Raw genomic sequence first — 23,171 nt, 5'->3', positions numbered from 1 at the left:
AGCTACACTTGTTTCCTTACGATCACATTGAGCCACTTTTCCGCGCTACGATCTACGCGTTGATCGCCCGTGACCCACATCTCACACACCTCAAAATCGGCTAGATAAGCAGTGATAGTCTGCTCGGTCTGATCGCAGAAAAAGCGCCCGTCTTTGACACGCTCCTGATCGCCGTACTTAAACGACATATAGATCACACCTTGGGCCGCCAGCGCTCGCGCCAAGCGCTGCATCACATCGCCAAGCTCAGCCTTTGGCACATGCAACAGACTCGCACAACACCAGATCGCATCGTACTGCGCCTGCGCGGTGAAACCTTGAAACGTATCCACCGCAACCTGCACACCCGAATACTCACTGGCAAGTGCCGCAAGCTCGGGACTGGCATCAAATGCCGCCACCCTAAAACTCAACGACTGGAAAAACTTCGCATCCCGACCACTGCCACAGCCTGCATCCAGCAGCGAACACTCAGCTGAAAGATACGGCACAAAGCGCTCATACAAGGCCGACATATCGACTGCTTGCGTACTTTCAGCAAATGACTCAGCGTGATCTGCGTAGTATTGTTGAGTGCTGTGTGTGACGTCCATGTGGTTAACCTTAAAAAGATTTTTACATTATAAAATTCTACAAAATCACTTTGGATAATTTTAAATATCAAATAACAATAAAATTAAAGACACCAATTCTCCTAAATCCCGACCATTCTTTGAACGCTCTGAGTCCAAGATGTCTTGAACGCGATGTCTCCGGCATAAAGCTTGTATAATTCAAGCTCATCTTTTCGACGCTGAAGCATTACGTCTTTTAAGATCTTTTCAAAGGCCAGTTCTCTATTGTGCGGGTCAGGGTTATTTTTGTATTTTGTCTCAAAGTCTTTATGGCTTCTAACACTTTCAGCAATGTTCACAAACTTCACTCTCTGCTCTTCAGGCGTAGCACTCCAACCCTGGAACCAGCGCTCATTAAAGGTTTTGACGATTTCATCAAGGAAATCTGTTTCCTTTTCTCCACCATGCGAACCACGAGGATTAGGATTCTGCGGATCAAGTTCTGCTTCTTCGTCATCTAGTTCAATGGTGTGGTTAAGCTTTACGCGCTGTAGACCATAAGTTGTTAAGTCTACCGACTCTAGAAGAGCGTCGATTGCATCACTATCTGGATCATCAACTTTCAGCTTAGGAATTAGGAATTTCAGGAACCAGAACAGCTTCTCCCACACCACCATTTCAAATGGCATGATGGAAGCCATCTGTCCATAGATCTTCACAAACTGCTTAGCCTTGATCTTGAAATCGACTTTATCATCGTGCTCAAAGCCCAGTTCATGTGTAAACCGTGCAGCGGCCATATCAATGATTGCGCTGATTTGCTCCCCTTCCTCGTTATTAAAGAAGCGTGTTACGAAGTCCTCGACTTCTTGCCATTCATAAACCCCAGCGTCATCTAGCTCATCTTTTAAGTCGTGCAGCACATTGATATCGGTTGCTTGAGACAAGGAGGTAGAGGTATAGAAATCTTGAAAAGCTTTCTGAATATCCTCAACAGAGTTGAAGAAATCCAACACAAATAGGTCCTCTGTTTTCTTAGCTAGCTTTGGAGCGCTTCGGTTAAGGCGAGATAATGTCTGAACACACAGAACGCTAGTAAGCTTTTTATCTACGTACATCGAACATAGCTTGGGCTGGTCAAAGCCCGTCAGATATTTGTTAGCGACAACTAACAGTCGATATTCATCAGTATCAAACTTGTCCTTAGTATCACTTTCAGAGAAGCCATTCAGCTCAGCTTCGGTATGCTCAATACCATCGACTTTCTTCGTACCCGAGAACGCAATCAACACCTTGAAAGGATTCCCCTGAGCTTCAAGAATCTCTTTGATTGCTTTGTAGTATCGAATCGCTGACTCGATACTTTGAGTAACCACCATTCCCTTCCCTTTGCCTTTTAACTTTTTAGCGTTAACAACCTGGGGAATGAAGTGCTCTAACATTATCTCAGCTTTAGTGCTGATCGTTTGTTGACTGCCCTCAACATAAGCCCTTAATTTTTTCTGGGCTTTTTTAGTATCGAATTCTGGGTTTTCAGTGATTGATTTTTCAATCTCGTAATAGCTTTTGTAGGTGGTGTAATTAGACAGCACATCTAGAATGAAGCCTTCTTCGATGGCTTGCTTCATAGAGTAAAGATGGAATGGTTTGAATGTACCGTCTTCTTGTTTCTCACCAAACTTTTCTAAAGTCGTATTTTTCGGCGTCGCAGTGAAAGCAAAGTAAGAGGCATTACCTCTCATCTTTCTACCTTTCATTGCTTGCAAGATTTTCTCTTGTGCATCTTCTGGCTCTTCCTCATTAATATTCCCCATTGCCTGGTTCATATTGTCATGGGCTTTACCAGATTGAGAGCTATGGGCCTCATCAATAATGACAGCAAAGCGCTTATCGCTAAGGTCTTCAATACCATCCACAATGACAGGGAATTTCTGGATCGTCGTGATGATAATTTTTTTACCATTCTCCAGAGCCGATTTAAGTTCAGAAGATTTACTCGCATGAGTAACGATATTTTTAACTTCTGAAAACTCTCGGATATTGTCTCGAAGTTGCTTATCCAGTAGACGTCTGTCAGTTACGACAATGACAGAATCAACAAGAGGCTGCTCTAACCCCTTACCACCAGAGACATCAAGTGATGCAGGGTAGGTCTCTATTAATTGATACGCAGCCCACGTAATGGAATTCGACTTACCTGAGCCTGCGGAATGCTGAATTAGGTAGGTTTGGCCAACACCATTAGTTGATACATGATTTACCAGCTTTCGAACAACATCAAGTTGATGATAACGAGGGAAGAACAAGGTGCGTTTCGCCAGAGGGTCTTTACTCGTACCATCTAAACGGACAAAGTGCTGAATGATATTCGCCAAACTTTCTTTCGTGAAAATCTCTTCCCACAAATAAGCAGTCTTATGCCCATTTGGATTTGGCGGGTTTCCTTGCCCTAAGTTATGGCCTTTATTGAATGGAAGGAAGAAAGTGTTTTGACCCGCTAATTTTGTGGTCATATACACTTCGTCTGTATCGACGGCCATATGCACCAAACAGCGACCAAACGAAAGAAGCGGCTGATTAGCATCTCGGTCTTCTTTGTACTGTTTCTGCCCGTGATAACGCGCTGTTTGTCCTGTCCAAGCATTTTTAAGCTCTAAGGTTATCAACGCTATACCGTTGATAAACAGCACCATATCGATCTCTTGAAGAGGGTTAAGTTGAGAATAGCGAACCTGCCTTGTACAGCTGAAAATATTCTCCTCAAAGTTCTGTTTTACCTTATCACTACTGCTCACCAGTGGTGCAGGAAACATCAATGAGAAGTGAGCGTCATCGACACTCAGTCCTTTTTTCAGCATATACAAAATACCATTCTTTTTGATCATACGATCAAAACGCTCAAGTAATTTACGCTGCCAGTCTACAGGGTTATTTTTTTTAAGCTTATTCAATTCGGCTTCATGAGTGTTTTCTAGAAACATCCAAAAGTACTTCTCATCAATAGCATATTGCATACTGAAGTCTTGAGGTCTGCCTGACTTGTAGAAGCGGTTATGAAGATCTTTTAATGGTGCTTGAACGCTGTCCATCTGCTCCTCTAAGCACGAACCAGTCAATGCTTTTTCAATAGTAGCTTCGAATGCCTGCTCATTAGTGCGACTAACCATTTCTCAAAATTCCTTCTTCATAATGTGTATCTAAGACAGCTAACATCTCTTCACAATGAGTTTCTACATCATCTGCTTTCCAGTCTCCACCATCTTTCATCTTCTCGAAGATGCGCTTGGACTTTAATGAGTCGTATCTGTCTTTTTTCATAAACTCGGCTCGTTTTACACTTTCAGGCTTATCACTGTAAGAAGAGTTTTCTCCTGGACTTAGTAGCACTAAGTTACCGAAATTATGTAAATGCTGCGAAGCCAGTTTACTGTGATTCTGTGGATGAATGTGTTCAACAGAGTTTTTTGAGGTTATGCGAAATAGTTTAAATTTCTTCTGATGCTCTGTGCTAAGGCTAAACTCAGATTGCTTAAGTTGTTTCCAAAGTAGATATTCCAGCTTTTGAAACCAATAATGTTCAAATGATGTACTCATAGGCTTATAAAAATAGGAGCGCTTAACTTGCCACGTTGTCGTCAAAGGCTCGACATTTTTAGCCAACAAGAAGCTTGCATGTATTTGGGTAACCTCAGACAAAGACATGCAATTATCGATACCTTCAAGAAGGCTCAGAGCGGCACTTTCATCGGAAATGTTTTCAGCCAATAGACGAGAAATAAAAGGCGTTAACCAATACTGAGCGCTCCGATCACCTGTAAAGTTCCGCACGCTTTGAAGCAGCACTAAAGCACTTAGTTCTTTTTGAGAGCGGTTTATACGATCCTTACCTTTCGTTTGGCTTGTTAAAGCAAGCTGTGTTTGTGTTGAATTATCTGGCTCAACCCACTTAATCACCCAACGATCAAACTGATACCGGACTTGCCAAAGCATCTTGATAAAACCAGTTATCGTTTCTTCGTCCGATTGCACTAACGGCTCAAAAATCTCTAGAAGACGATCACTGTGCAGTCGAGGCTCAATATCCCCTCCACCATTCAAAGCAAGATACACTCGATAGGCATGGATGAGTAAGAGAGGAAACTTAATAATGGACTGACAATAAACGGTCTCAACATCTAAATCATATGTTTCAAATGAACTACTATCTGCCGTTGAAACTTTTTCTTCTTCCATCAGCCCCGATGCAAGCTCAGCGATACTTAATCCTTTTCGCCTCTGAGTACTATTAGGCTCCTCATTGGCGACTTCAAATCTAAGCAGCTCATTGTTAAAGCTCGCCAGATCAGACGGTGAAATTCTAGCCCAATCACCCTTTTTAAAGACTTTCTGAACATTCCGCTCGAAGTAGCTTTCAAGATGCTCACACGCTAACCACATGGCATCGTATTGAGCTTTGTTAGCTGTAATCTTTTTGAATAGTTTTGCTTTCAGAATATCCGTTTGCTCTAACTGGATACCAGAGGTATTCATTGTCGCGAATAAACGATTTAGATCTATGCCTAGCGGCACAATGTTGTTGACCCACTGAACGTTACTATAAAGATAATCCCCAAACTCACTGATCGTTGGCTCATCGCAATCCCCATCATTATCAATGATCTCTTGGACTGCCTCCTTAAGTACTACCAAAGCTTTCTTTATTTGGCTTAAATAAGGGTTATTTTCAATCTCATAACCAGAAGGCTCCTGAAATCCATCTAATTTAGCGTAAGCCCCAAGTAGTTGCTGCACTTGGTCTCTCACTGTAAATTGAAGTCGAGGCTTATTTCCGTAAGTAGCTAGGCTAGACAGCTTTGTTTTTACCCCAGCTTGTTTAAACGCAATCGTCATCAACATCAAGGTCGTTGTACGTTGCTGTCCATCAATAAGCTCATAAACCTTATCGCCATTCTGATTTAGTTCGGAGGACAGAATCGTTCCGATAAAGTAATTCGGCTCCTTAAGCTTGCAAGCAGTTTTAATGTCATTAAACAGATCCAGCACATCTATATCGCTCCACACGTATGGCCGTTGATAACTTGGAATAGTGAACTGATAATCTTTATCAAAAATGGTCTGTAGCGTTAGCAGCTCTGTTCTGACTTTAGATTGGGAAAAGCTATTCTTAGGCATGATCAGCATCAGCTCCTAGTTGAAGCAGGTGAAGACTGAGCTTTTCACCAAAGTCACTTGCGAAATCAGCTTCCTGGATATTGAGTGTGAAGTATCTGTTTACCGCTTTCACAAAGCGTTTCTTCACGCCGTTCGTGTCATCCGCAGCTAGTCCATTAGGGTCTACTTTAAGCTCGAAGCTATCTAACTTTTCAAATAGCTCTTGAGTGGTATAACTCAGCGCAATCCAATCCAAAATTGGAGTTTCTTGAACAAAACTAGGAACAGAATTTTCTTTAACAGCGGTAGGGTTTTTAACTCGACGGGAGTAAACGACTCGGAATAGCTTTTGAGCAGCGATCAATAGCTGCTTATCGCCAAACTGACTGATATAGGTTAGCAAACAGGCGTCATATAGCTGCTTTAGATAATCGCATCCGTCTAGTTGGCAGATCAGCTCTCTGTAAAAATGCTCATAGGCATTTAGGTCCGCTGCTGCTCGGTCTTTATCTATTTTTAAGTAACGCTTGCGAAGGGATTCAAAGTAACGCAGATAGTGGATGGTATTCACGCCACTATTAAGCGGCTGGCGTAGCTCGTAACCCACTTGAGACTGCACCAAGCTTTCACCGCCGTAATCAGAGATCGTTCGAGCAATACGACCATAAGCAATGTCATCTCCCTTACCTGTCGCATCAGCCAACTCAGATACAATCGTTTGTCGAATTTTATTGGCTTGATTATGCAGCGGGTATTGGCGGAATCTTAGATTTTGCCAATACCGACCGCGCAAGACCGTATCAACTACTGGAGTAAGATTACCTAAAGACTCCCAAAGCAGAGCGAAGCGATTGACAGCGGTTTTATCGTTTTCATCAACAGCCCTTAAATGATGAGCTTTAATGATATCGGGGCCTTTTAAGCGCACTCCACCGGTGTTTTGAGTCTCAAAAAAGTTATACGCCTCATCTTCTGAGTCCGTGACAACTAGACTTAGATTGATCTTTGAAAGCTCTACCCCCTGAAGAAGGGCTGCATTCTTCATAAGCCATTTCAGGTTATGCTTAATTTGCTGCTGGCTTTCCGGTGATTCAAAGCGTAATGATAGATCTTGATACAGTTCCAATACATAAGCGACCAATATCAAGGTCGTCAGGCGCTGCTGGCCATCGATGATATTCAATACTTCATCTTTCTGATGAAGAATGATGCTACCTAAGTAGAAATCACACTGCTGGTCATCTGGCTTATTTAGGAGCTCTCTACGATGCACACTCAAGTCATTCAACAGGCGCTTGATTTGTGATTCTGTCCAACAATAAGGACGCTGATACTCGGGGATCGATAACGCCCCGATGATCTCATTACCAATACTGCTAACGATCGGCTCGATGCTCGAAGCACTATCATTAGTCAAACACTTTGAAATCAGCTGCTCTGCGTTACAGGTCGCGACTTGAACTGACATCCCTTTACTCCCTTTCCTTGGCAGTGGTTACTTAAAGTAGCCACTGCCTAAACACTCAACAAAAACACAGCCAAATAAAAATTAGTGTTTTCAACTAACTTGAATACTTAAGTAGCGTCCTACTCATCGATCATCTCTGGTGTGATCTTAATCTTTCCAGTCACAGCACTATTGATAAGAGTAGTTTTATATTCTTTTAGCTTTTCGATTTGTTTATTTTGTATATCAACCGCTTCTTTCACCTCTAACTCAATTCCATAACAGTATTTATTTATTTTTATTTGCTCATCGATAGGAATTCTAAACAAAAGCAGATTAGATATTTTCAACAAGGAAATTCTTCTTAATGCTGAACCACTTAACACAGCATCAGTTTGCTGCTTTATATGCTCGGATCTAAGAAGAAAATTCAAATACTCTAAATCAAAAACCTCCTTCTTCGCGCGAACAATCACAAGTGAAGAAGCAATAACAAAACTGTCTTCAAAATCAACAATCGCAGTACGACCAACGGTCCCATCCTTACTAAATAAAATATCTCCTTTAATAGGCGAACAACCAGTTTTTACAAGATATTTATAACAAGACTGTGATGTATATATACAGTTTTTTAAATCAATATTGCCATGTTCATCAACATTAACTGTTGAAACGAATGGATGCTTTTCTTCACTTAAATCTGGTGAGATATGAGCACCATCAGTAATTTTTCTGGTTCCCATCTTCAATCGCATTACATTCCAATGCTCTGGAATCTTGCCAATCCAATCCACACCGGAATCTTTCATCGGCATATTCGGATCAAGTCCTTGGGTTACGGCCTGTTGGATGATGATCTGCTTACGCTCTTTCAGCAGACTAATTTGCTGCTCTTTTATGGCGATAGCTTCGTCAATTTGAGCTGTTTTCTTGTCGAGAAAATTGGCGATTAAAGTTTGTTCATTAATCGGAGGCACTATTCCGACAATGTCAAAAAAGTCATCCGTATAAAGTCTTAGTCGACTTTCTATAACGCCGGTGGATCTTCTTTTAAATTCTGCCTTGTAAAGCTCTGTTCTTAAGAGATAGTGATAAAAGCGATCAATGCATTCACTTCCAAATCTATAAATACCGTAAGCAGGACTCGTGATTCCATCAAAGGGAGAAACACCTAAACTGCCGTTCCAAGCCAGCATTATGTTACTAACTAAATCCCCCTTCTTAACCCTTTTGTAACCTTCAAGAGATTCAGCATTTGTTAATAAATCACCATCATTAATTTTGTCTGATTTTCTTGTCACGCCAGTGTATTGAGATACAGAAAGAAGGCAATCTTCACCATTTTCACTTCTTTCATTAACTTCACTTATAAGAAACTTAAAGCGCTTTAGTTCCCAGCTTACAGGGATAGACTGCAACCATGAAATACCTGTCACTTTATATGATTCATATGAAGATGATTCAGAACTAGTCAACATAAAGTATTTACCCCTGAACCTTTTCAATTGATACACCCAAAATCTGGGCAATCAGGCCTTCGGCTTTTTGTTCAAGATCGATGATGTCTTTTGCCACAGCATCTAATGAGCGCAGTGGTTTATGGCGATAGAAGTACTTATTAAAGCTGATTTCATAGCCGATCTTAATGCTATCGAAGTTAAGCCAAGCTTCTTCCACATGAGGTTTCACTTCATCTAAGAAGTACTGATAAATACTGTCTTTTAGAGGGATGGATTCGCTATCACGCAGGTCCGAATTAGGCTCATAAGTAATATACTCATCTGCTTTAGCACCAGGATAGAAACCGAAGTGTGGTAGGTCTGATTCTTGGCAGTCGTAGCGCTCTAGCAAGCCCTGTAACTTGTCTTGCTTAAGTTTAACGACTTGCTTGATTACCTTAACCGCAGACTCGTCATACCAGCTGACAGAATTAAGAATTAGCTTCTTCTCAGGTGCAGACAGTTTGATACCTTGAGCTTTTAGTGTTTTATCCACTAACACTTTAAATGCATTGAAATCGTCAAACTCTTCCTGACCGATTTCAGCCATCAGCATTTGTGCCGTTTCCAAGACGTTTTTAAACGCTAGCCACGTTTTCACATCCAGAAGCTTAGCCTTATTCTTCGCATTTAAGCTAATATCATTGTCATCGCACCATTGAGCGATGTCTTTGTCGATGGATTTTAAGAAGCTTTTCTTTTGGTCACTACCGTGGCCTGTCTTGTCGTAAACCGCATCGCCATATTCTGAATAAAGGTAAGACATTACTTCACTCAAACCTTTATCAAAGCGCAACGTTTCTACGGCCTCTGCTGTGAACTTAGCCTTACGTCGATCAGGACGCTCTACGGTGACCTTGTGGTAGCCAAAGTCTTCATTCGCAAACAGCTTACTCGCAATACCAATCGGATCGCCCATGCCTTCTGGAGCATTAGAGTCTAGTTTACGCTCGACTTCTAAGAATGATAAGTGGGTTTCGGTGATCTCTGTAATATCTTCTGGAGAGAATTCACAGTTTTTATTACCCAAGTTCTTACGCAGTTTACGATAAAGCAAACTTGCATCGATTAGCTGTACTTGGCCTTTTCGTGAGGCTGGTTTGTTATTACTTAGCAGCCAAATATAGGTGGTGATACCAGTGTTGTAGAAAAGGTTGTTCGGTAGTTGAACAATCGTGTCCAACATATCGTTTTCAATGATGTAACGACGAATATTACTTTCACCACTGCCGGCATCACCGGTAAACAGGGACGAACCATTGTGAACCGATGCAATACGGCTTCCCATAGGACTCACTGCGGTATCTTTCATCTTGCTGACCATTTCCATTAGGAACAGCAATTGGCCATCACTGGAACGTGGAGTTGCGTCTAGGGTTTCAACATTGCCCCAGTAATCTTTTAAGTTCACCTTGAAGCGAGGATCGATGACATCCCCATCTTCTTTGATGAACTTCTGCTCTGATGACCAGCTCTTACCGTATGGCGGGTTAGAAAGCATGAAGTCAAAGCGTGTTGCTGCGAAATCATCTGTTGATAGCGTTGAACCTACCTTGATGTTTTCAGGGTTATTCCCCTTGATCATCATATCTGATTTACAGATAGCGTAGGTTTCATCGTTGATCTCTTTACCGTAAAGGTAGATATCACGATTATCACCAAGGCTTGGGTATTTCTCATCGATGAATTTTTGCGATTCGGTCAACATACCACCGCTACCACAGGCAGGGTCGTATACCGTCATCGTCAGTGGTAGTTGGTCTTTTACCGGATCAAATACCAGGTGCGTCATCAATTCGATAACTTCACGAGGTGTAAAGTGCTCACCGGCTTCTTCGTTGTTTTCTTCGTTGAACTTACGAATCAGTTCCTCGAACACATAACCCATACCAAGATTCGTTAGCGGAGGAAGTGCGTACCCATCAGGATCAAACGCAGGTTCAGGGGTTAGGTTGATCTTAGGAGAAATAAACTTCTCAACTACGTCCAACAACACTTGTTTGGAAGCCATATGACGAATCTGCGCTTTAAGGTTGAAGCACTCGATAATCTCTTTAACGTTATCGCTGAATCCCAGCAGATATTCCTCAAAGTTAGCTAACAGAATTTGTTGGTTGTTTGTGGCTGTGTTGAAAAGCGATTTCAATGTCCACTTGGAGGTGTTGTAGAATACATAACCACTCGCCTCTTTTAATGGCGCATCGTCTAGCTCCGTTGCTTGCATTTCTTCCTGTTGGAACCTTACCTCTTCAAGTACCGCTTCTTTTGAGGGCTCTAACAAGGTATCCAGACGGCGCAACACCACCATTGGCAGGATTACATCACGATACTTACCGCGTACATAGACATCACGTAAACAGTCGTCTGCGATGTTCCAAATAAAAGAGATAAGCTTGTTATGTACACTATGATCCATGAGTGATTTCCAGAATATAAGTAAATTTTCTAATATGTATTTTGTTCAGTAAGGCTTAAGCTTTGAGCCTTACTTGCTGCCTGACTAAGTAAAAGAGGCCTTGTTCTAAATCACCTAAAGTCAGCTCTAAATTGAGTTGCTGTTGTAATTGTCTAAGCATACTTAAAAATAAAACATAGCCTTTTGGGTTTAGGGCTATCCCCAGTCCCTGACAAAAGACATCATCGAGCACCACAAATCGCTCGGGGTCTAAGAACCTAAGGTGTTTGCTAGCAAATGATACGCCCAAACCTTTAATAGATGCCCCATGATATATGGCTTGCTCATCATTTAAAGCCTCAACTAATGAAAGCCATACTTTTAATACATTTGATAAATTCGAACCATGATGTCGTTTCAGGTTAGCCCAAACACGTAACCCTCTTCCCCACTCGCAAACAGTGTTCGAGAACTGCAAATAATCGTCTTTAGATGAATCAGCGCCCAGGCTAGCACCTTGAGCTTTAGCCTCATCGTCCAGTCTTGAGGTGATCAAGCTAAGCTCAAACGCAGCCCTTAAAGCAGACGCTGTAAATACAGTACTTGATACTTGGAAGAAGGTCAGTGGAGTTGTACTGCTTGAGAGATCGGAATGCGTGAGAAACCGACCATGCTCATCGATAAATGGGACCTCTACATCATGAGCAATTAATAAGGCTTGATGGTCTGGATTAGATACATCAATTTCAAGCCACTTATCTCTCTCGATATCACCTAACGTGTCTTGAGTAAAATGATCTTTTAAAACGGATGTGGATATTTTATAAACCAAAGAAACACTTGTCATGTCTGTTAAATTTAACCTGTAATTTACCATACGCCTCAAGCAGATGCGCCCTATTGTTGGGCATGTCCAAAAATTTCTTTTGCCCTTTTAACGGATACTTTAGAGTGCTATCAACCACTTAACAAAAAAGGACTCCCCCATGCCATTAATGCAGTTTCATTTGATCGAAGGTCGCTCACCAGAGCAGTTACAACAGTTACTCGACACCGCTCACGATGCGATGGTGGAGGCGTTTGGTGTGCCTTACCGTGATCGTTATCAGGCAGTGACGCAGCATAAACAAGGCGAGTTGATTTTGCAGGATACTGGGCTTGGCTATGAGCGCAGCAATGATGTGGTGTTGCTGAGCGTGGTATCGCGCCCCCGCTCGCAGGAGCAGAAGCTTAAGCTGTATCAGATGATGTCGGATAAGCTGCATGAGCAATGCGGCCTCGCCAAAGATGACTTGATGATTTCACTGGTGGAAAACAGCGATTCCGATTGGTCGTTTGGGCAAGGTAAAGCAGAGTTTATCACTGGCGACCTATAGGTTTTCTCATTAATTTCAGTTACAAAAAAGCCACTCTAGGAGTGGCTTTTGGTGAAGTATTGCTTCGCAATGATGGTTATTTCGCTTTTTTGAGTCGCTTCAAAATAAACGGTGCTACCATGGCGATCAGGGTTGCGACCGCTAAAGTAATGGTGATCGGGCCGTTAAACAGAATCCCCCAGTCACCACCACTGATTGAGAGCGCACGGCGTAGGTTTTGCTCCAGTACCGCGCCCAATACCAAGCCTAAGATCACAGGTGCTAGTGAGAAGCCTAACTTTCTCAAGATAAAAGCAAACACGCCCAATACCACCATGAAGTACAGATCAAAGCTGTCGCCATGGATCGAGTAGATACCGATAAACGTTAGCATCACGATGATAGGCACTAAGTAAGATTGCTTAATCGATAACAAACGAACGAACATGCCGATCAACGGTAAGTTCATCACCAACAGAGCAAGGTTACCGACAAACATCGAAGCGATCAGACCCCACGCGATCTGTGGCTGTTGTTCAAATAGCAACGGACCGGGCGTGATGTTAAACATCAACAGTGCGCCCAACAAGATCGCAGTCGTGCCGCTGCCGGGAATACCGAGTGTCAGCATGGGTAACATTGAGCCTGCAGCAGAAGCATTGTTAGCTGCTTCTGGTGCTGCAAGACCGCGGATATCACCTTTACCAAACTGGTCGTCTTTGCCTTCTGCAAAGCGTTTCTCTGTTCCGTAGGCTACTGCACTACCAATCGAAGCGCCGGTGCCTGGCAATACCCCGATGATGAAGCCGATCAAGGTCGAGCGCAGCACCACCCATTTAACCGCAACGATATCGCTCATTGAGATAAAGCTTTTGCCCACGGGTGTCATCTTCATATCGTTACGCAACCAGCTTTCAAGTAGCACTAAGACTTCACTGATGGCAAACATACCGATCACGACGACCAAGAAATCTACGCCGTCGAAGAAGTTCGGAATGTCCATGGTGTAGCGTAAAACGCCAGTGCCTGGGTCGATACCCACGGTCGCTAACAGCAAGCCAATCACTACGCCAATGGTGGTTTTTAGAGGACGACTGCCAACCATCGTGGCAAGACACGTGAAAGCAAAGGTCATTAACCAAACGAATTCACTCGGGCCAAATTTCACCGCAAGGTCGCTGAGTAGCGGCGCAAATAGCACGATTAAAATCAGCGCGCCCATGCTACCGAAAAAGGACGACACCGCGGATAAGGCAAGCGCTCGGCCGCCCTCGCCCTTTTGCGCCATCGGATAACCATCTAAGGTGGTCATGATCGCACCAGCGTCACCAGGGACGTTAAGCAAGATACTTGAAATACGGCCGCCGTATTCCGCGCCATAATAGACACCCGCCAGCAAAATCAAAGCCGACTCAGGTGGAAAACCCATGGCGTAAGCCAATGGCAACAAAATCGCGACACCGTTAATCGGCCCGATCCCCGGCAGTGAGCCGATCAATGTACCGACAAAACAACCGATCAACACCAGAGCTAAGTTCATCGGCGCGAGGGCGACCGAAAAGCCCGTCGCTAAAAAGTCGAGCGTTTCCATATTACCCTCCGAACAACATACCAGTCGGTACGTTAAGTTGTAGTAAATGTTTCATCAGGAAGTAGCTCACCACACTCAATGCGACTGAGTAGATCACCGCGCGCTTGGTGCTTTCGCCAAACAAGATACAAAACACTGTGCCGACGATGGCGGTAGAGATGATGAAACCCGCTTTTTCAAACAAAAATGCATAGCCTGTCATCAAGGCCACGCCGCTTAGCAATTTGACCAGCACCGCAGCGGTCGGCGCCCATTTGTTTTCACTTGGCTTAAGCAACAGCCACACAGAACACAAGGCTAAGATGGCCGATAAAATGAGAGGAAAGGCTTTTGGCCCAAGAGGCTCGTACTGAAATGGCACTTCAAAATGATAAGCTGTCCAGGCAAGAAGCCCGGACAGTCCTAACAGAGCGCCAGCAAAAAGGCGATCAAACATAACGTGTCCCATTACTGAATTAGACCAGCGGTTTTCGCTAACTCACGCATGTCTTGAACACGTCCTTTGACGTACTCATCCAAGGATGCGCCATGCATGTAAAACGGCATCAAACCTTTTTCAGCAACGGTTTGCTTAAAGCCTTCTGTTTTGTAGGCTTCGGCAAACTTGTTTGACCAGTATTCGTAGGCCTCATCAGATACTTTTGGCCCCAAGTAGTAGCCACGCACAATGGTCCACTCGGCGTTGTAACCTTGCTCGTGTGCGGTCGGGATATCCGCAAACTCACCTTCAAGGCGCTCTGGCGCCATCACTGCTAATACGCGTACTTTACCTGCGTCTAGCTGGCCTTTCATTTCGCCGATATCACCTGGGTATACTTTGATGTGGTTGCCCATTAGTGCGGCAATGGCTTCACCACCACCTTCGTATGCGACATAACGCATTTTCTTTGGATCAACGCCAGAGGCTTTCATCAACAGCGCCGCTTTCATCCAGTCTTGGCTGCCAACACCACCGCCCGCACCCAAGACAAAGCTTGAAGGGTCTTTTTGGATGTCAGTTACCAGTTCTTCAAGGGTTTGCCATGGGGCATCGGATTTCACCATGATGGCGCCGTAGTCAACGCCTGCCGTGCCGACCCAACGAGCGTCGTTTTCGTCAAGACCTTTACCAAACTTACCTTGCGCCAAATTCAATAGTGAGCCTGAGCTGAACGCCACCAATGAGTCGCCATCATCTGGGTTAACTTTGTTGATATGGTTATAGGCTACTGCGCCCACACCACCTGGCATAAATTTCACCGCCATTGGGGCGTCTAGAAGATTGGCGCGTTCAAAGCCAGTCGATACCACACGACAGGTCAGATCAAAGCCACCGCCAGGTTTTGCAGGTGCGATACAGGTAGGTTTGTCAGCTTCGTAAGCGGAGGCAGCAGATGCCATGCCGATCAAAGAGAATGCTAGTAAGGTTTTTTTCAACGTCTTCATTACCAAAGCTCCAATTTTGTTGTTATTGTTCTGCGCTTGCGTACGCAGTTGCGTAAAAGTAAGCATTGAACCTGACAACAAACTGACAGCGTCAGAAAAAATAATAAGAGTAAACTTATGCGCGTTTTATTGACGGAAGATAACCAAGAGCTCGCGCGCTCTATTAAGCACTATTTTAAAGACAATGGTCATGCCATTGATTGGGTAGATAGCGCCGAAAAAGCCGCTACGATCTTACATCACGACGATTTTGACGTGTTGATATTAGACGTAAACTTGCCGGGAAAAAGCGGCTTTGAGCTGCTATCAACTCTCAGATCGAATAAAAACGCCCTGCCCGTTTTAATCCTAACCGCCCGCGCCGACATTGATGACCGAGTCAGCGCATTGGACCTCGGCGCCGACGATTATTTAGTCAAACCATTTGATTTACGCGAGCTTGCGGCACGCTGTCGAGCCTTAGTGCGCCGTGAACGGGGCAAGTCTGATAATGAAATCTTGTGTGGTAATCTTGCTTTTAATAGCGCCACGAAAATCGTCAAAGTGGACGGTGAAGTCATCGATATGCGCCCGCGTGAAGTACAAATGCTTGAGCTTTTTATCACGCATCTAGATCGCATGCTGACTAAGGATGACATTGCCAATCGTTTGTATAACTTTGATGAAGCCTACACGCCCAATGCGATCGAGCAGACGCTTACTCGACTCAGAAAGCATCTACAAGGCTCAAGCGTATTGATCAAAACCGTGCGCGGTATGGGGTATTTGGCGCATGTGGACGATTAAGCAGCGCGCCTTGAGTTGGCTTGCTAAACTCCCTCAATCAAACAGCAAATATTCGCTTCGCCAGCGTATGCTGACACGTACTGCTTTGCTGATGTGTGCGGTGTTGGCGATCTTAAGCGTTGGTGTTTGGCATTATGCCAATACTAGTGCCGATTATTCCTATGACCGTCTACTTTCAAGCGCCAGTGTTTCCATGCTTGATGGAATCAGTGTCTCAGGCGAGCAAATCAACATTGATTTACCTTACTCGGCCTTCGAGATTTTGCAGCTCGCCCCAGACGACAAAGTTTTTTACGGCATCTATGGCCCTAAAGGACGCTTGTTAAGTGGTTACAACGATCTGCCTGTCAGCAACGACGATATCGTCAGCGCCACGCAACAGCCTTACTACAGCTTGAGACATTACCGCCAGCAAAAGGTGCGCTTTATCGTGCGTAGCAAACGTTTGAGCGAACGCTCAGTCGCCGGCGATGTAACCATCGTATTAGGGCAAACGACGCAAGCACGTGACAGCCAAATGCGCGATACCTTGTACACAGCCCTGACCACTCTTATGGCGGTGATGGCGATTGCTTTACTGGTAATGTGGATCGCCATCAACCGCGCTTTAGCGCCGCTTAATTGGCTTTCTGACCAGCTTCAGCCCGACTCAGCGATGCAAGATAATAGTCTTCCGGATACGCGTATCTTAGAAGTGGCGCCGCTCACCCATGCGATCAATAATTATCGCCACCAATGGCTCGACGCCTTAGGGTCTATGCGTGACTTTATTGCCGATGCCTCCCATCAAATCCGCACGGCACAAGCCACGACTAAGGCACAATTAGAAATTGCTCTATCAGCAAAAGCTAACACTATTGATAAAGCCAGTGTTGAGGCCATTTATCAGGATCACACGAAACTGACGCGTTTAACTAATCAGCTGCTCGCTCATGCAACCGTACTGCATCGTGGCGATCGCAAAGCGTTTTTTGCGATCGACTTAAACCAGATGCTAAAGGAAGTCATCACCCATGCAGTGCGTGATTACGCGCATACGGATGTGGAGTTTGAATACCTCGGGCCAGAGCATCCTTTGTCTATGTATGGCGATGAAATCGTCTTAAAAGAAGCCCTACGCAACATCATTGATAACGCAGTAATTCATGGCCAAAGCGATCAACCAGACCACTTAAACCTGATTCGCATTAGTATTAAGCAAGGCGATCATAGCTATGAAATCTGTATCGAAGACTCTGGCTTTGGCATTCCTGAACATGCCAGAGCACAAGCTTTAGAACGCTTCGCCAAAGTCGGCCCGAATCAACACGGCTCGGGGTTAGGCCTAGCCATCGCGCACAGCGCCGCACTGACCCATGAAGGCCAGCTAACCCTTGGCACAAGTTCTTTAGGAGGCTTGCAGGTGTCGTTGCGCTTACCCAATCAATCAGAGTCTGTCACACATTACGTGGAGCAAGATCATGTCTAACTATTGTCTAATGTTGCTCATCGTCATGAGCATCTTTGCCAAGGTAGCACACGCCGATACGCTGACGATTTACAGTGCGACTGACCGCAGTGCGATCGCCCCGTTATTAGAGGAATTCGCCGCACTCTACCCCGAGACAAACATTGATTATGTTGAGTTTAATACGCAAGAGCTCTACGACGAGCTGGTGATGCCAGCACAACCAACGCCGGATGTGGTGATCAGCTCAGCCCCTGATCTACAGGTCAAACTGGTCAATGATGGCTACGCCTTGAGCTTAGATAATCTACCCGATATGTCGCCGGAGCAGCCTTGGGCGCAATGGAGTGATGAGTTATTTGGCTTTAGCTACGAGCCGATCGTATTCGTGTACAACAAGCAGGCGTTTGCGCAGCATGATGTGCCCACCACTCACGAAGCGTTAGCTGAACAGCTGCGCGATCGTCCAGACTTTTATAATGGCCGAATCGGCACTTACGATGCTGCAAACTCAGGCTTGGGCTATCTGGTAGCGACGCAAGACGAAGTGACCTTTAGTTTGACTGGCCGCTTGCAAGAAAGCTTGGGGCGCGCGCAGGCGGATATTCACTGTTGCACATCGATTTTGCTAAACAAACTGTCTCAAGGTGAGCTGGTGTTTGGCTATAACTTATTGGGTTCTTATGCCATGGCAAGAGCCCTTAAAGATAACAACATCGATGTCATTGTGCCGGAGGATTACGCACTGGTTGTCATCCGCTCAGCGTTTGTTCACCAAGCTACTGATAACCCAATTGTTGCCACCAACTTCATCCGCTACTTGCGCTCGCCTGCTGGGCAAAAAACCATCGCAGCACACTCGGCACTATTACCTTTAGATCGCAGCCTAGAACCTCACAGTGATGTCCGACAGCAGCTGACCAAGCCCACGAATTTTCATCCGATACGACTTGGCCCTGAATTGCTGCTGTATCTCGACAAACGTAAGCGCGAGTACTTTTTAAATCGCTGGCAACAGGTGATGAAACATGCGACGCCTTAGTCCCCCATCGAGATCCCTTCACGCCTAGGATCGGCGCCACCGTAGAGTGTGCCTTGGTCGATGATGATGCCTTGTAAGCCGGAGTTGAGGTCGCGGACATTGGTTTGATAACCCATAGCCTCAAGTGCTGGGGCGAGTTGCTCCGCTTGCGTGCCGCGCTCTAGATCAAAGCTACCGAAGCGGTTCAGCATGTTTGGCAAGGCAATAGCCGCTTGCATATCCATGCCCCACTCTAAGTGCGCGATCAGGGCTTTACTGACATAGCCGATGATGCGGCTGCCGCCTGGGGAGCCGACGACCATGTAGGGCTTGCCGTCTTTCAGTACGATGGTCGGTGCCATGGAGGAGCGTGGGCGTTTGCCAGGCTCAAGGCGATTGGCAATCGGGTAGCCATCTTTATGGCTGGCAAAGGAGAAATCGGTCAGCTCGTTATTGAGTAAAAAACCGTTGCTCATGACTCGCGAACCAAAGCCATTTTCGATGGTGGTGGTCACCGACAAGGCGTTGCCTTCGCCATCGACGATAGAGATATGACTGGTGCTAGGGAATTCGATCGATTGATCATCGGCGCGCACCACGGCATTTTGCCAACGCGGCTCACCGGCACTGACATCTTCTAGCGCTTGGCCTGGGGTGATCAACTTGGCACGCTCGGCTAAGTAATCCGCATCCAAGAGCCCTTCGGGCATCGGTACAAAGTCGGTATCAGCGATATAACGACCACGATCGGCAAACGCCAGACGTGAAGCATCGCCGATGATTTGCCAAGCGATCGCTGAATCAGGCCCCATTGACGCTAAATCAAACTGCTCTGTGATGCCTAAGATTTGCCCGATAGTAAGCGCACCAGAGCTTGGTGGCCCCATGCCACACACTTCAAACTCACGATACGGCAAGCAGCTCGCGGCGCGCTCTTTGACTTTATAAAGCTCAAAGTCGGCCAACGACAATACGCCTGGGTTGTCTTCGATAGAACGTACTTTACTTACGATATCTTGCGCGATCTGGCCGTGGTAAAACGCTTCAGCGCCGGATTGGGCAATGCGTGTCAGCGTATTGGCGTAGGCAGGATTTTTTAGCAAGGTGCCAGCGCTTAGCGGTGCGCCGTTGTCATCTAAAAAGTACGCCGCGGTGTCAGGATAACGCGCCAAAGAATCTTGTGCATTGGCGATCGAGCTTGCCATGCGTGGCGAGACGTCAAAGCCTTCGCTTGCCAGTGTGATTGCAGGCTGTAAAAGTTGCTGCCATGGCAGTTTACCGTTGGCTTGATGCATGGTTTGCATCAGCGCCACGGTGCCAGGGGTGCCGACGGAACGCCCGCCGATCACGGCATCGTAAAACTGATAAGGCGTGCCATCTTCGTGTTGAAACAGCTCAGGCTTGGCTTGTTGTGGCGCGGTTTCACGCCCATCAAATGTGGTGATGCGCTCACGCTTGGCATCATAATACACGGCAAACGCACCGCCGCCCAAACCTGAAGATTGAGGTTCAACCAAGCCAAGTACCGCTTGTACTGCCACGTAGGCATCCATCGCTGTGCCGCCATTTTTCAGTACTTCATAGCCTGCGGCCACGGCTTTAGGATTGGCCGCCGACACCATAAATTGCTGGGCTTCGACCAGTGTTTTCTGTTGGCGCTCACTGGCGGCTTCTGGGGCAAACGCATCGGCCGCTTGGCCTGCTGCTAGCGCACCTTGACTGGCGACGAGCGCTAAGGTGATCCCTAGGGCTTGCTTGGTAAATTGCATCACTGTTGTCCTTCTGTTGATCTGGCGTCTTGTGTTACGCGCGATAGGCCATGGTAAGACATTTTTACGCCAAGGGTCTGCCTAAAACCGATACAGATGCACCGTTATTTAAAAAAGTGCGCTAACATAGGCTCAGATTATTCGGTTGTGACAGCTAAGGGGCCACTATGACGACGTTTCGTTACCAAGCGCTTGAAGCGCATTTGCGCCAGCAGATTGAGTCGGGGCGTTATCAAGCGGGTGAAAAGCTGCCTTCGGTGCGCACCTTGTGTCAGCTGCACAGTTTGTCAAAAGCCACGGTGACTCACGCGCTGCAGTCGCTCGAAGCTGAGCGCTTGATCTATGCGGTGCCAAAATCCGGCTACTTTGTTAGCGAAAGCCGCATGCACGACAGCACGCCACAAAAAGTCACGACGCCTTCGATGCCAGCGCCAGTCAACGTGCCCGCGTTGTTTCGCGATATTATGGCGCGCAGTGCGGCGTTTGATATTTTCCCAAGCGATGCCTCAGCGCCCGCCAGCGCCCATTTGGTGACGCTTAATCGTATGATCGCCAAAGCCGCGCGCACCCATCCTGACAAAAAAGCCCACTACTATGATGAGCCCAAAGGCCACCAAGGCTTACGCCAAGCTGTTGCAGAGCTCTATCGCCAACGAGAGACAACGCTGTCGAGCGAAGATCTGTGCATCACCGCAGGCTGTCAGCATGCGTTATTTTTGGCCTTGATGGCCACTTGCCAGCCTGGTGATACGGTGGCGATCGAGTCGCCGGCGTTTTATGGCGCGTTGCAGCAGCTAGAGCAGCTTGGGCTTAGAGTTATTGAGATTGCCTGTGATCCCGACACAGGATTAGACATCGATGAGCTAGAACAAAAGATCGCTCAATGGCCGATCAAAGCGTGTTTGGTGACGCCCAACTTTCATACGCCGACTGGCGCACAAATGCCAGCTGCGGCGATGCAGCGCTTAGTGGCTCTGGCCGAGACGCAGGATTTTTATATTATCGAAGACGATATCTATGGCGAGCTTGGCTTTCAAAAAGCGCCCTGCCCGCCACTTAAAAGCCTGTGCCAGCAAGGACGCGTTATTTTGTGTGGTTCGTTTTCCAAATGTTTATCACGGGATCTGCGCATTGGTTGGATCGCAGGCGGCAAGCTACAAGGCAAGATTGAGCAGTTAAAACTAATCACACAACTGGCGAGCCCGCAGGCGGTACAGCAAGGGCTCACTGAGTTTATCCGCCAAGGGCATTTTAAGCGCCACGTGCAGCAGTTTCGTCAGCAGCTTAAAAGCCAACGCGAGCAACTGCTGGCTGAGCTTGAGCGTTTGGGGGGCGAGCGTATTAAGTTTAGCCACCCAAAAGGTGGCTTGAGTTGTTGGGTGGAGTTGCCCGCTCATATCAACACACAGCGGCACTATCAGGCGCTGCGTGAACAAGGCATTGTGCTGACGCCTGGGGTACTGTTTTCGGCGCATGGCCTGTATCAGCATCACTTGCGTGTTAGCTTTTCGCAGCCTTTAACGGCGGGGCGACAAGCGGCGCTACAGACATTATTGGACACTTTGCTAGCCCAACCTGCCTAGCAACGCCGCATTTATCATGTTCTCGGCGGCTAAGAAACGTAGGCGTATTTAGCACCCGCATTAGGACGATAAAAGCCAAGATGACGCCACAGACTGAATGCGATCAATGCCGGTACGATAATCACCGCAGACCACAGCATTAGGCTCAAGCTAGACGAGGCTGCCGCGGCATCTGCCAGCGTGAGGCTTGGCGGAACCAGCGCCGGCCACAGACTTGTCACCAAGGTGAAGTAAGCCGTGCCGACGACCTGCAACACAATACCAAACGGCCAGACCTTCCACTCTGAAAAACGAATCACATAGTACACCCACACATAGGCCATCAGCGCCAGCATAGGGACAAAGCCCATGTGGAAGAAGTTTGGCAGGGTTAACCAGCGCTCTCTTAGAGCATCGGTTAAAAATGGCATGATTAACTGCAGCGCCATCAATGCGTAACCGCACCACACCAATACGTGACGAGAATAGGCGCGCAAAGTGGCTCTTAGGTTTGTGTCCGGCACAGCAAACAGCGACCACGTCACACCTAGCAAGGCATAGGTCAAGACCACAGTAATGCCGGTCAGACCGCTGAACCATGTCAGCCAATCCCATACGCCACCGACGAACTGTGTGCCCTCAAGCGTCATACCTTGGATCACAGCGCCCAGCATCATGCCTTGACTAAGGGCGATCACCAGCGCGCTAATGCTAAACAAGGCATAGTAAGACGACCCTTGCTCAGCACTCGTACGCAGCAGCTTTTGCCCAGACCAAACACGCACCAACCAAGCGACCAGCATCACGCTGATCGGTATCGTGAGCGCTTCTAGCAACACTTGAAACGCTGCTGGAAAGGCGATCATCAAACCCAATGCACACATCAGTAGCCATAGACCATTGCTTAAATGCACTGGCGCAAAGCTGCGTGCAAAGGTGGTTTTGGCTGACGCTTTGCGCAGCGTCGGTAGCATGATGCCACTACCTAGACTGACGCCATCCAGCACGACGTAGCTAATTAAACCGATCGCCAACAATAAGGCGCTCACGGTGATCAAATCCCATCCCATTGTATTACCTCTATTCACTCAAACATCTGTTCACATGGTAAACAGGATGCGTAAAGCGAGACAGGCACACACTTTTGCAAAATGAATAGGGACAGATGC

The 23,171-nt window shown here is 46.4% G+C and carries 17 protein-coding genes; 5 read left to right on the top strand and 12 right to left on the bottom strand.

The window, feature by feature from the left end; translation table 11 throughout:
• Positions 1-2: 2 nt before the first annotated feature.
• From JQX58_RS01770 to JQX58_RS01740, 7 genes are all read right to left on the bottom strand, one after another.
• Positions 3-593 carry a class I SAM-dependent methyltransferase gene (locus JQX58_RS01770; RefSeq protein ID WP_204145098.1) on the bottom strand — a complete coding sequence of 197 codons (591 nt, stop codon included), beginning with the start codon at positions 591-593 and terminating at the stop codon, positions 3-5.
• A 101-nt stretch (positions 594-694) separates the two neighbouring features.
• Positions 695-3,721 carry a type I restriction endonuclease subunit R gene (locus JQX58_RS01765; protein ID WP_204145097.1) on the bottom strand — a complete coding sequence of 1,009 codons (3,027 nt, stop codon included), beginning with the start codon at positions 3,719-3,721 and terminating at the stop codon, positions 695-697.
• Positions 3,714-5,726 carry a DUF262 domain-containing protein gene (locus JQX58_RS01760; protein ID WP_204145096.1) on the bottom strand — a complete coding sequence of 671 codons (2,013 nt, stop codon included), beginning with the start codon at positions 5,724-5,726 and terminating at the stop codon, positions 3,714-3,716. Before JQX58_RS01760 ends, JQX58_RS01765 begins: the two co-directional genes overlap by 8 nt.
• The gene (locus JQX58_RS01755; RefSeq protein ID WP_204145095.1) at positions 5,719-7,122 is read right to left on the bottom strand and encodes a DUF262 domain-containing protein; all 1,404 of its coding nucleotides are present in this window, start codon (positions 7,120-7,122) and stop codon (positions 5,719-5,721) included. Before JQX58_RS01755 ends, JQX58_RS01760 begins: the two co-directional genes overlap by 8 nt.
• Before the next feature lie 170 nt (positions 7,123-7,292).
• Positions 7,293-8,630, bottom strand: coding sequence for a restriction endonuclease subunit S domain-containing protein (locus JQX58_RS01750; protein WP_204145094.1), 1,338 nt, complete (start codon positions 8,628-8,630; stop codon positions 7,293-7,295).
• Positions 8,631-8,637: 7 nt separating this feature from the next.
• Complete coding sequence (locus JQX58_RS01745) at positions 8,638-11,067, bottom strand: type I restriction-modification system subunit M (protein ID WP_204145093.1); 2,430 nt, start codon at positions 11,065-11,067, stop codon at positions 8,638-8,640.
• A 55-nt stretch (positions 11,068-11,122) separates the two neighbouring features.
• Positions 11,123-11,893: a hypothetical protein gene (locus JQX58_RS01740; RefSeq protein WP_204145092.1), complete on the bottom strand. Its 771-nt coding sequence runs from the start codon at positions 11,891-11,893 to the stop codon at positions 11,123-11,125.
• Between the two features lie 139 nt (positions 11,894-12,032).
• Between JQX58_RS01740 and JQX58_RS01735 the strand changes: the two genes are divergently transcribed.
• Positions 12,033-12,422 carry a tautomerase family protein gene (locus JQX58_RS01735; RefSeq protein ID WP_204145091.1) on the top strand — a complete coding sequence of 130 codons (390 nt, stop codon included), beginning with the start codon at positions 12,033-12,035 and terminating at the stop codon, positions 12,420-12,422.
• 76 nt (positions 12,423-12,498) lie between these two features.
• On the opposite strand, the gene JQX58_RS01730 is transcribed toward JQX58_RS01735, so the two are convergent.
• The 3 genes from JQX58_RS01730 to JQX58_RS01720 are packed head-to-tail and all read right to left on the bottom strand — an operon-like array spanning position 12,499 to position 15,417.
• A complete protein-coding gene (locus JQX58_RS01730) occupies positions 12,499-13,992 on the bottom strand; it encodes a tripartite tricarboxylate transporter permease (RefSeq protein WP_204145090.1) in 1,494 nt (497 codons plus the stop codon).
• 1 nt (position 13,993) lies between these two features.
• Positions 13,994-14,428, bottom strand: a complete 435-nt coding sequence (locus JQX58_RS01725; RefSeq protein ID WP_204145089.1) for a tripartite tricarboxylate transporter TctB family protein — start codon at positions 14,426-14,428, stop codon at positions 13,994-13,996.
• Between the two features lie 11 nt (positions 14,429-14,439).
• The gene (locus tag JQX58_RS01720) at positions 14,440-15,417 is read right to left on the bottom strand and encodes a Bug family tripartite tricarboxylate transporter substrate binding protein (RefSeq protein WP_204145088.1); all 978 of its coding nucleotides are present in this window, start codon (positions 15,415-15,417) and stop codon (positions 14,440-14,442) included.
• A gap of 117 nt (positions 15,418-15,534) precedes the next feature.
• On the opposite strand from JQX58_RS01720, the gene JQX58_RS01715 reads away from it, so the two are divergent.
• Genes JQX58_RS01715 through JQX58_RS01705 form a run of 3 tightly spaced genes read left to right on the top strand, consistent with a single transcriptional unit; the run spans position 15,535 to position 18,692 of the window.
• A complete protein-coding gene (locus tag JQX58_RS01715; protein ID WP_204145087.1) occupies positions 15,535-16,203 on the top strand; it encodes a response regulator transcription factor in 669 nt (222 codons plus the stop codon).
• On the top strand, positions 16,190-17,671 hold the full coding sequence (locus tag JQX58_RS01710; RefSeq protein WP_204145086.1) for a sensor histidine kinase: 1,482 nt from the start codon (positions 16,190-16,192) through the stop codon (positions 17,669-17,671). The genes JQX58_RS01715 and JQX58_RS01710 overlap by 14 nt, the downstream gene beginning before the upstream one ends.
• Entirely contained in the window at positions 17,664-18,692 is a 1,029-nt protein-coding gene (locus JQX58_RS01705; RefSeq protein ID WP_204145085.1) for an ABC transporter substrate-binding protein, read from the top strand. Before JQX58_RS01710 ends, JQX58_RS01705 begins: the two co-directional genes overlap by 8 nt.
• Here JQX58_RS01705 and ggt read toward each other — a convergent pair.
• Positions 18,689-20,440, bottom strand: a complete 1,752-nt coding sequence (gene ggt / locus JQX58_RS01700; RefSeq protein ID WP_204145084.1) for a gamma-glutamyltransferase — start codon at positions 20,438-20,440, stop codon at positions 18,689-18,691. The two genes, JQX58_RS01705 and ggt, sit on opposite strands and share 4 nt — an antisense overlap.
• A 167-nt stretch (positions 20,441-20,607) precedes the next feature.
• Here ggt and JQX58_RS01695 point away from each other — a divergent pair, with 167 nt between their 5' ends.
• On the top strand, positions 20,608-22,023 hold the full coding sequence (locus JQX58_RS01695) for an aminotransferase-like domain-containing protein (protein WP_204145083.1): 1,416 nt from the start codon (positions 20,608-20,610) through the stop codon (positions 22,021-22,023).
• Between the two features lie 29 nt (positions 22,024-22,052).
• Here JQX58_RS01695 and JQX58_RS01690 read toward each other — a convergent pair whose 3' ends face one another.
• Positions 22,053-23,072, bottom strand: a complete 1,020-nt coding sequence (locus JQX58_RS01690) for a cytochrome d ubiquinol oxidase subunit II (RefSeq protein ID WP_204145082.1) — start codon at positions 23,070-23,072, stop codon at positions 22,053-22,055.
• Positions 23,073-23,171 lie beyond the last annotated feature (99 nt).

The organism is Marinomonas ostreistagni (genome assembly GCF_016888445.1).
Lineage (GTDB): Bacteria > Pseudomonadota > Gammaproteobacteria > Pseudomonadales > Marinomonadaceae > Marinomonas > Marinomonas ostreistagni.
Note: the sequence above shows the minus strand (reverse complement) of the source record. Positions and strands in the feature narration are given on the sequence as shown.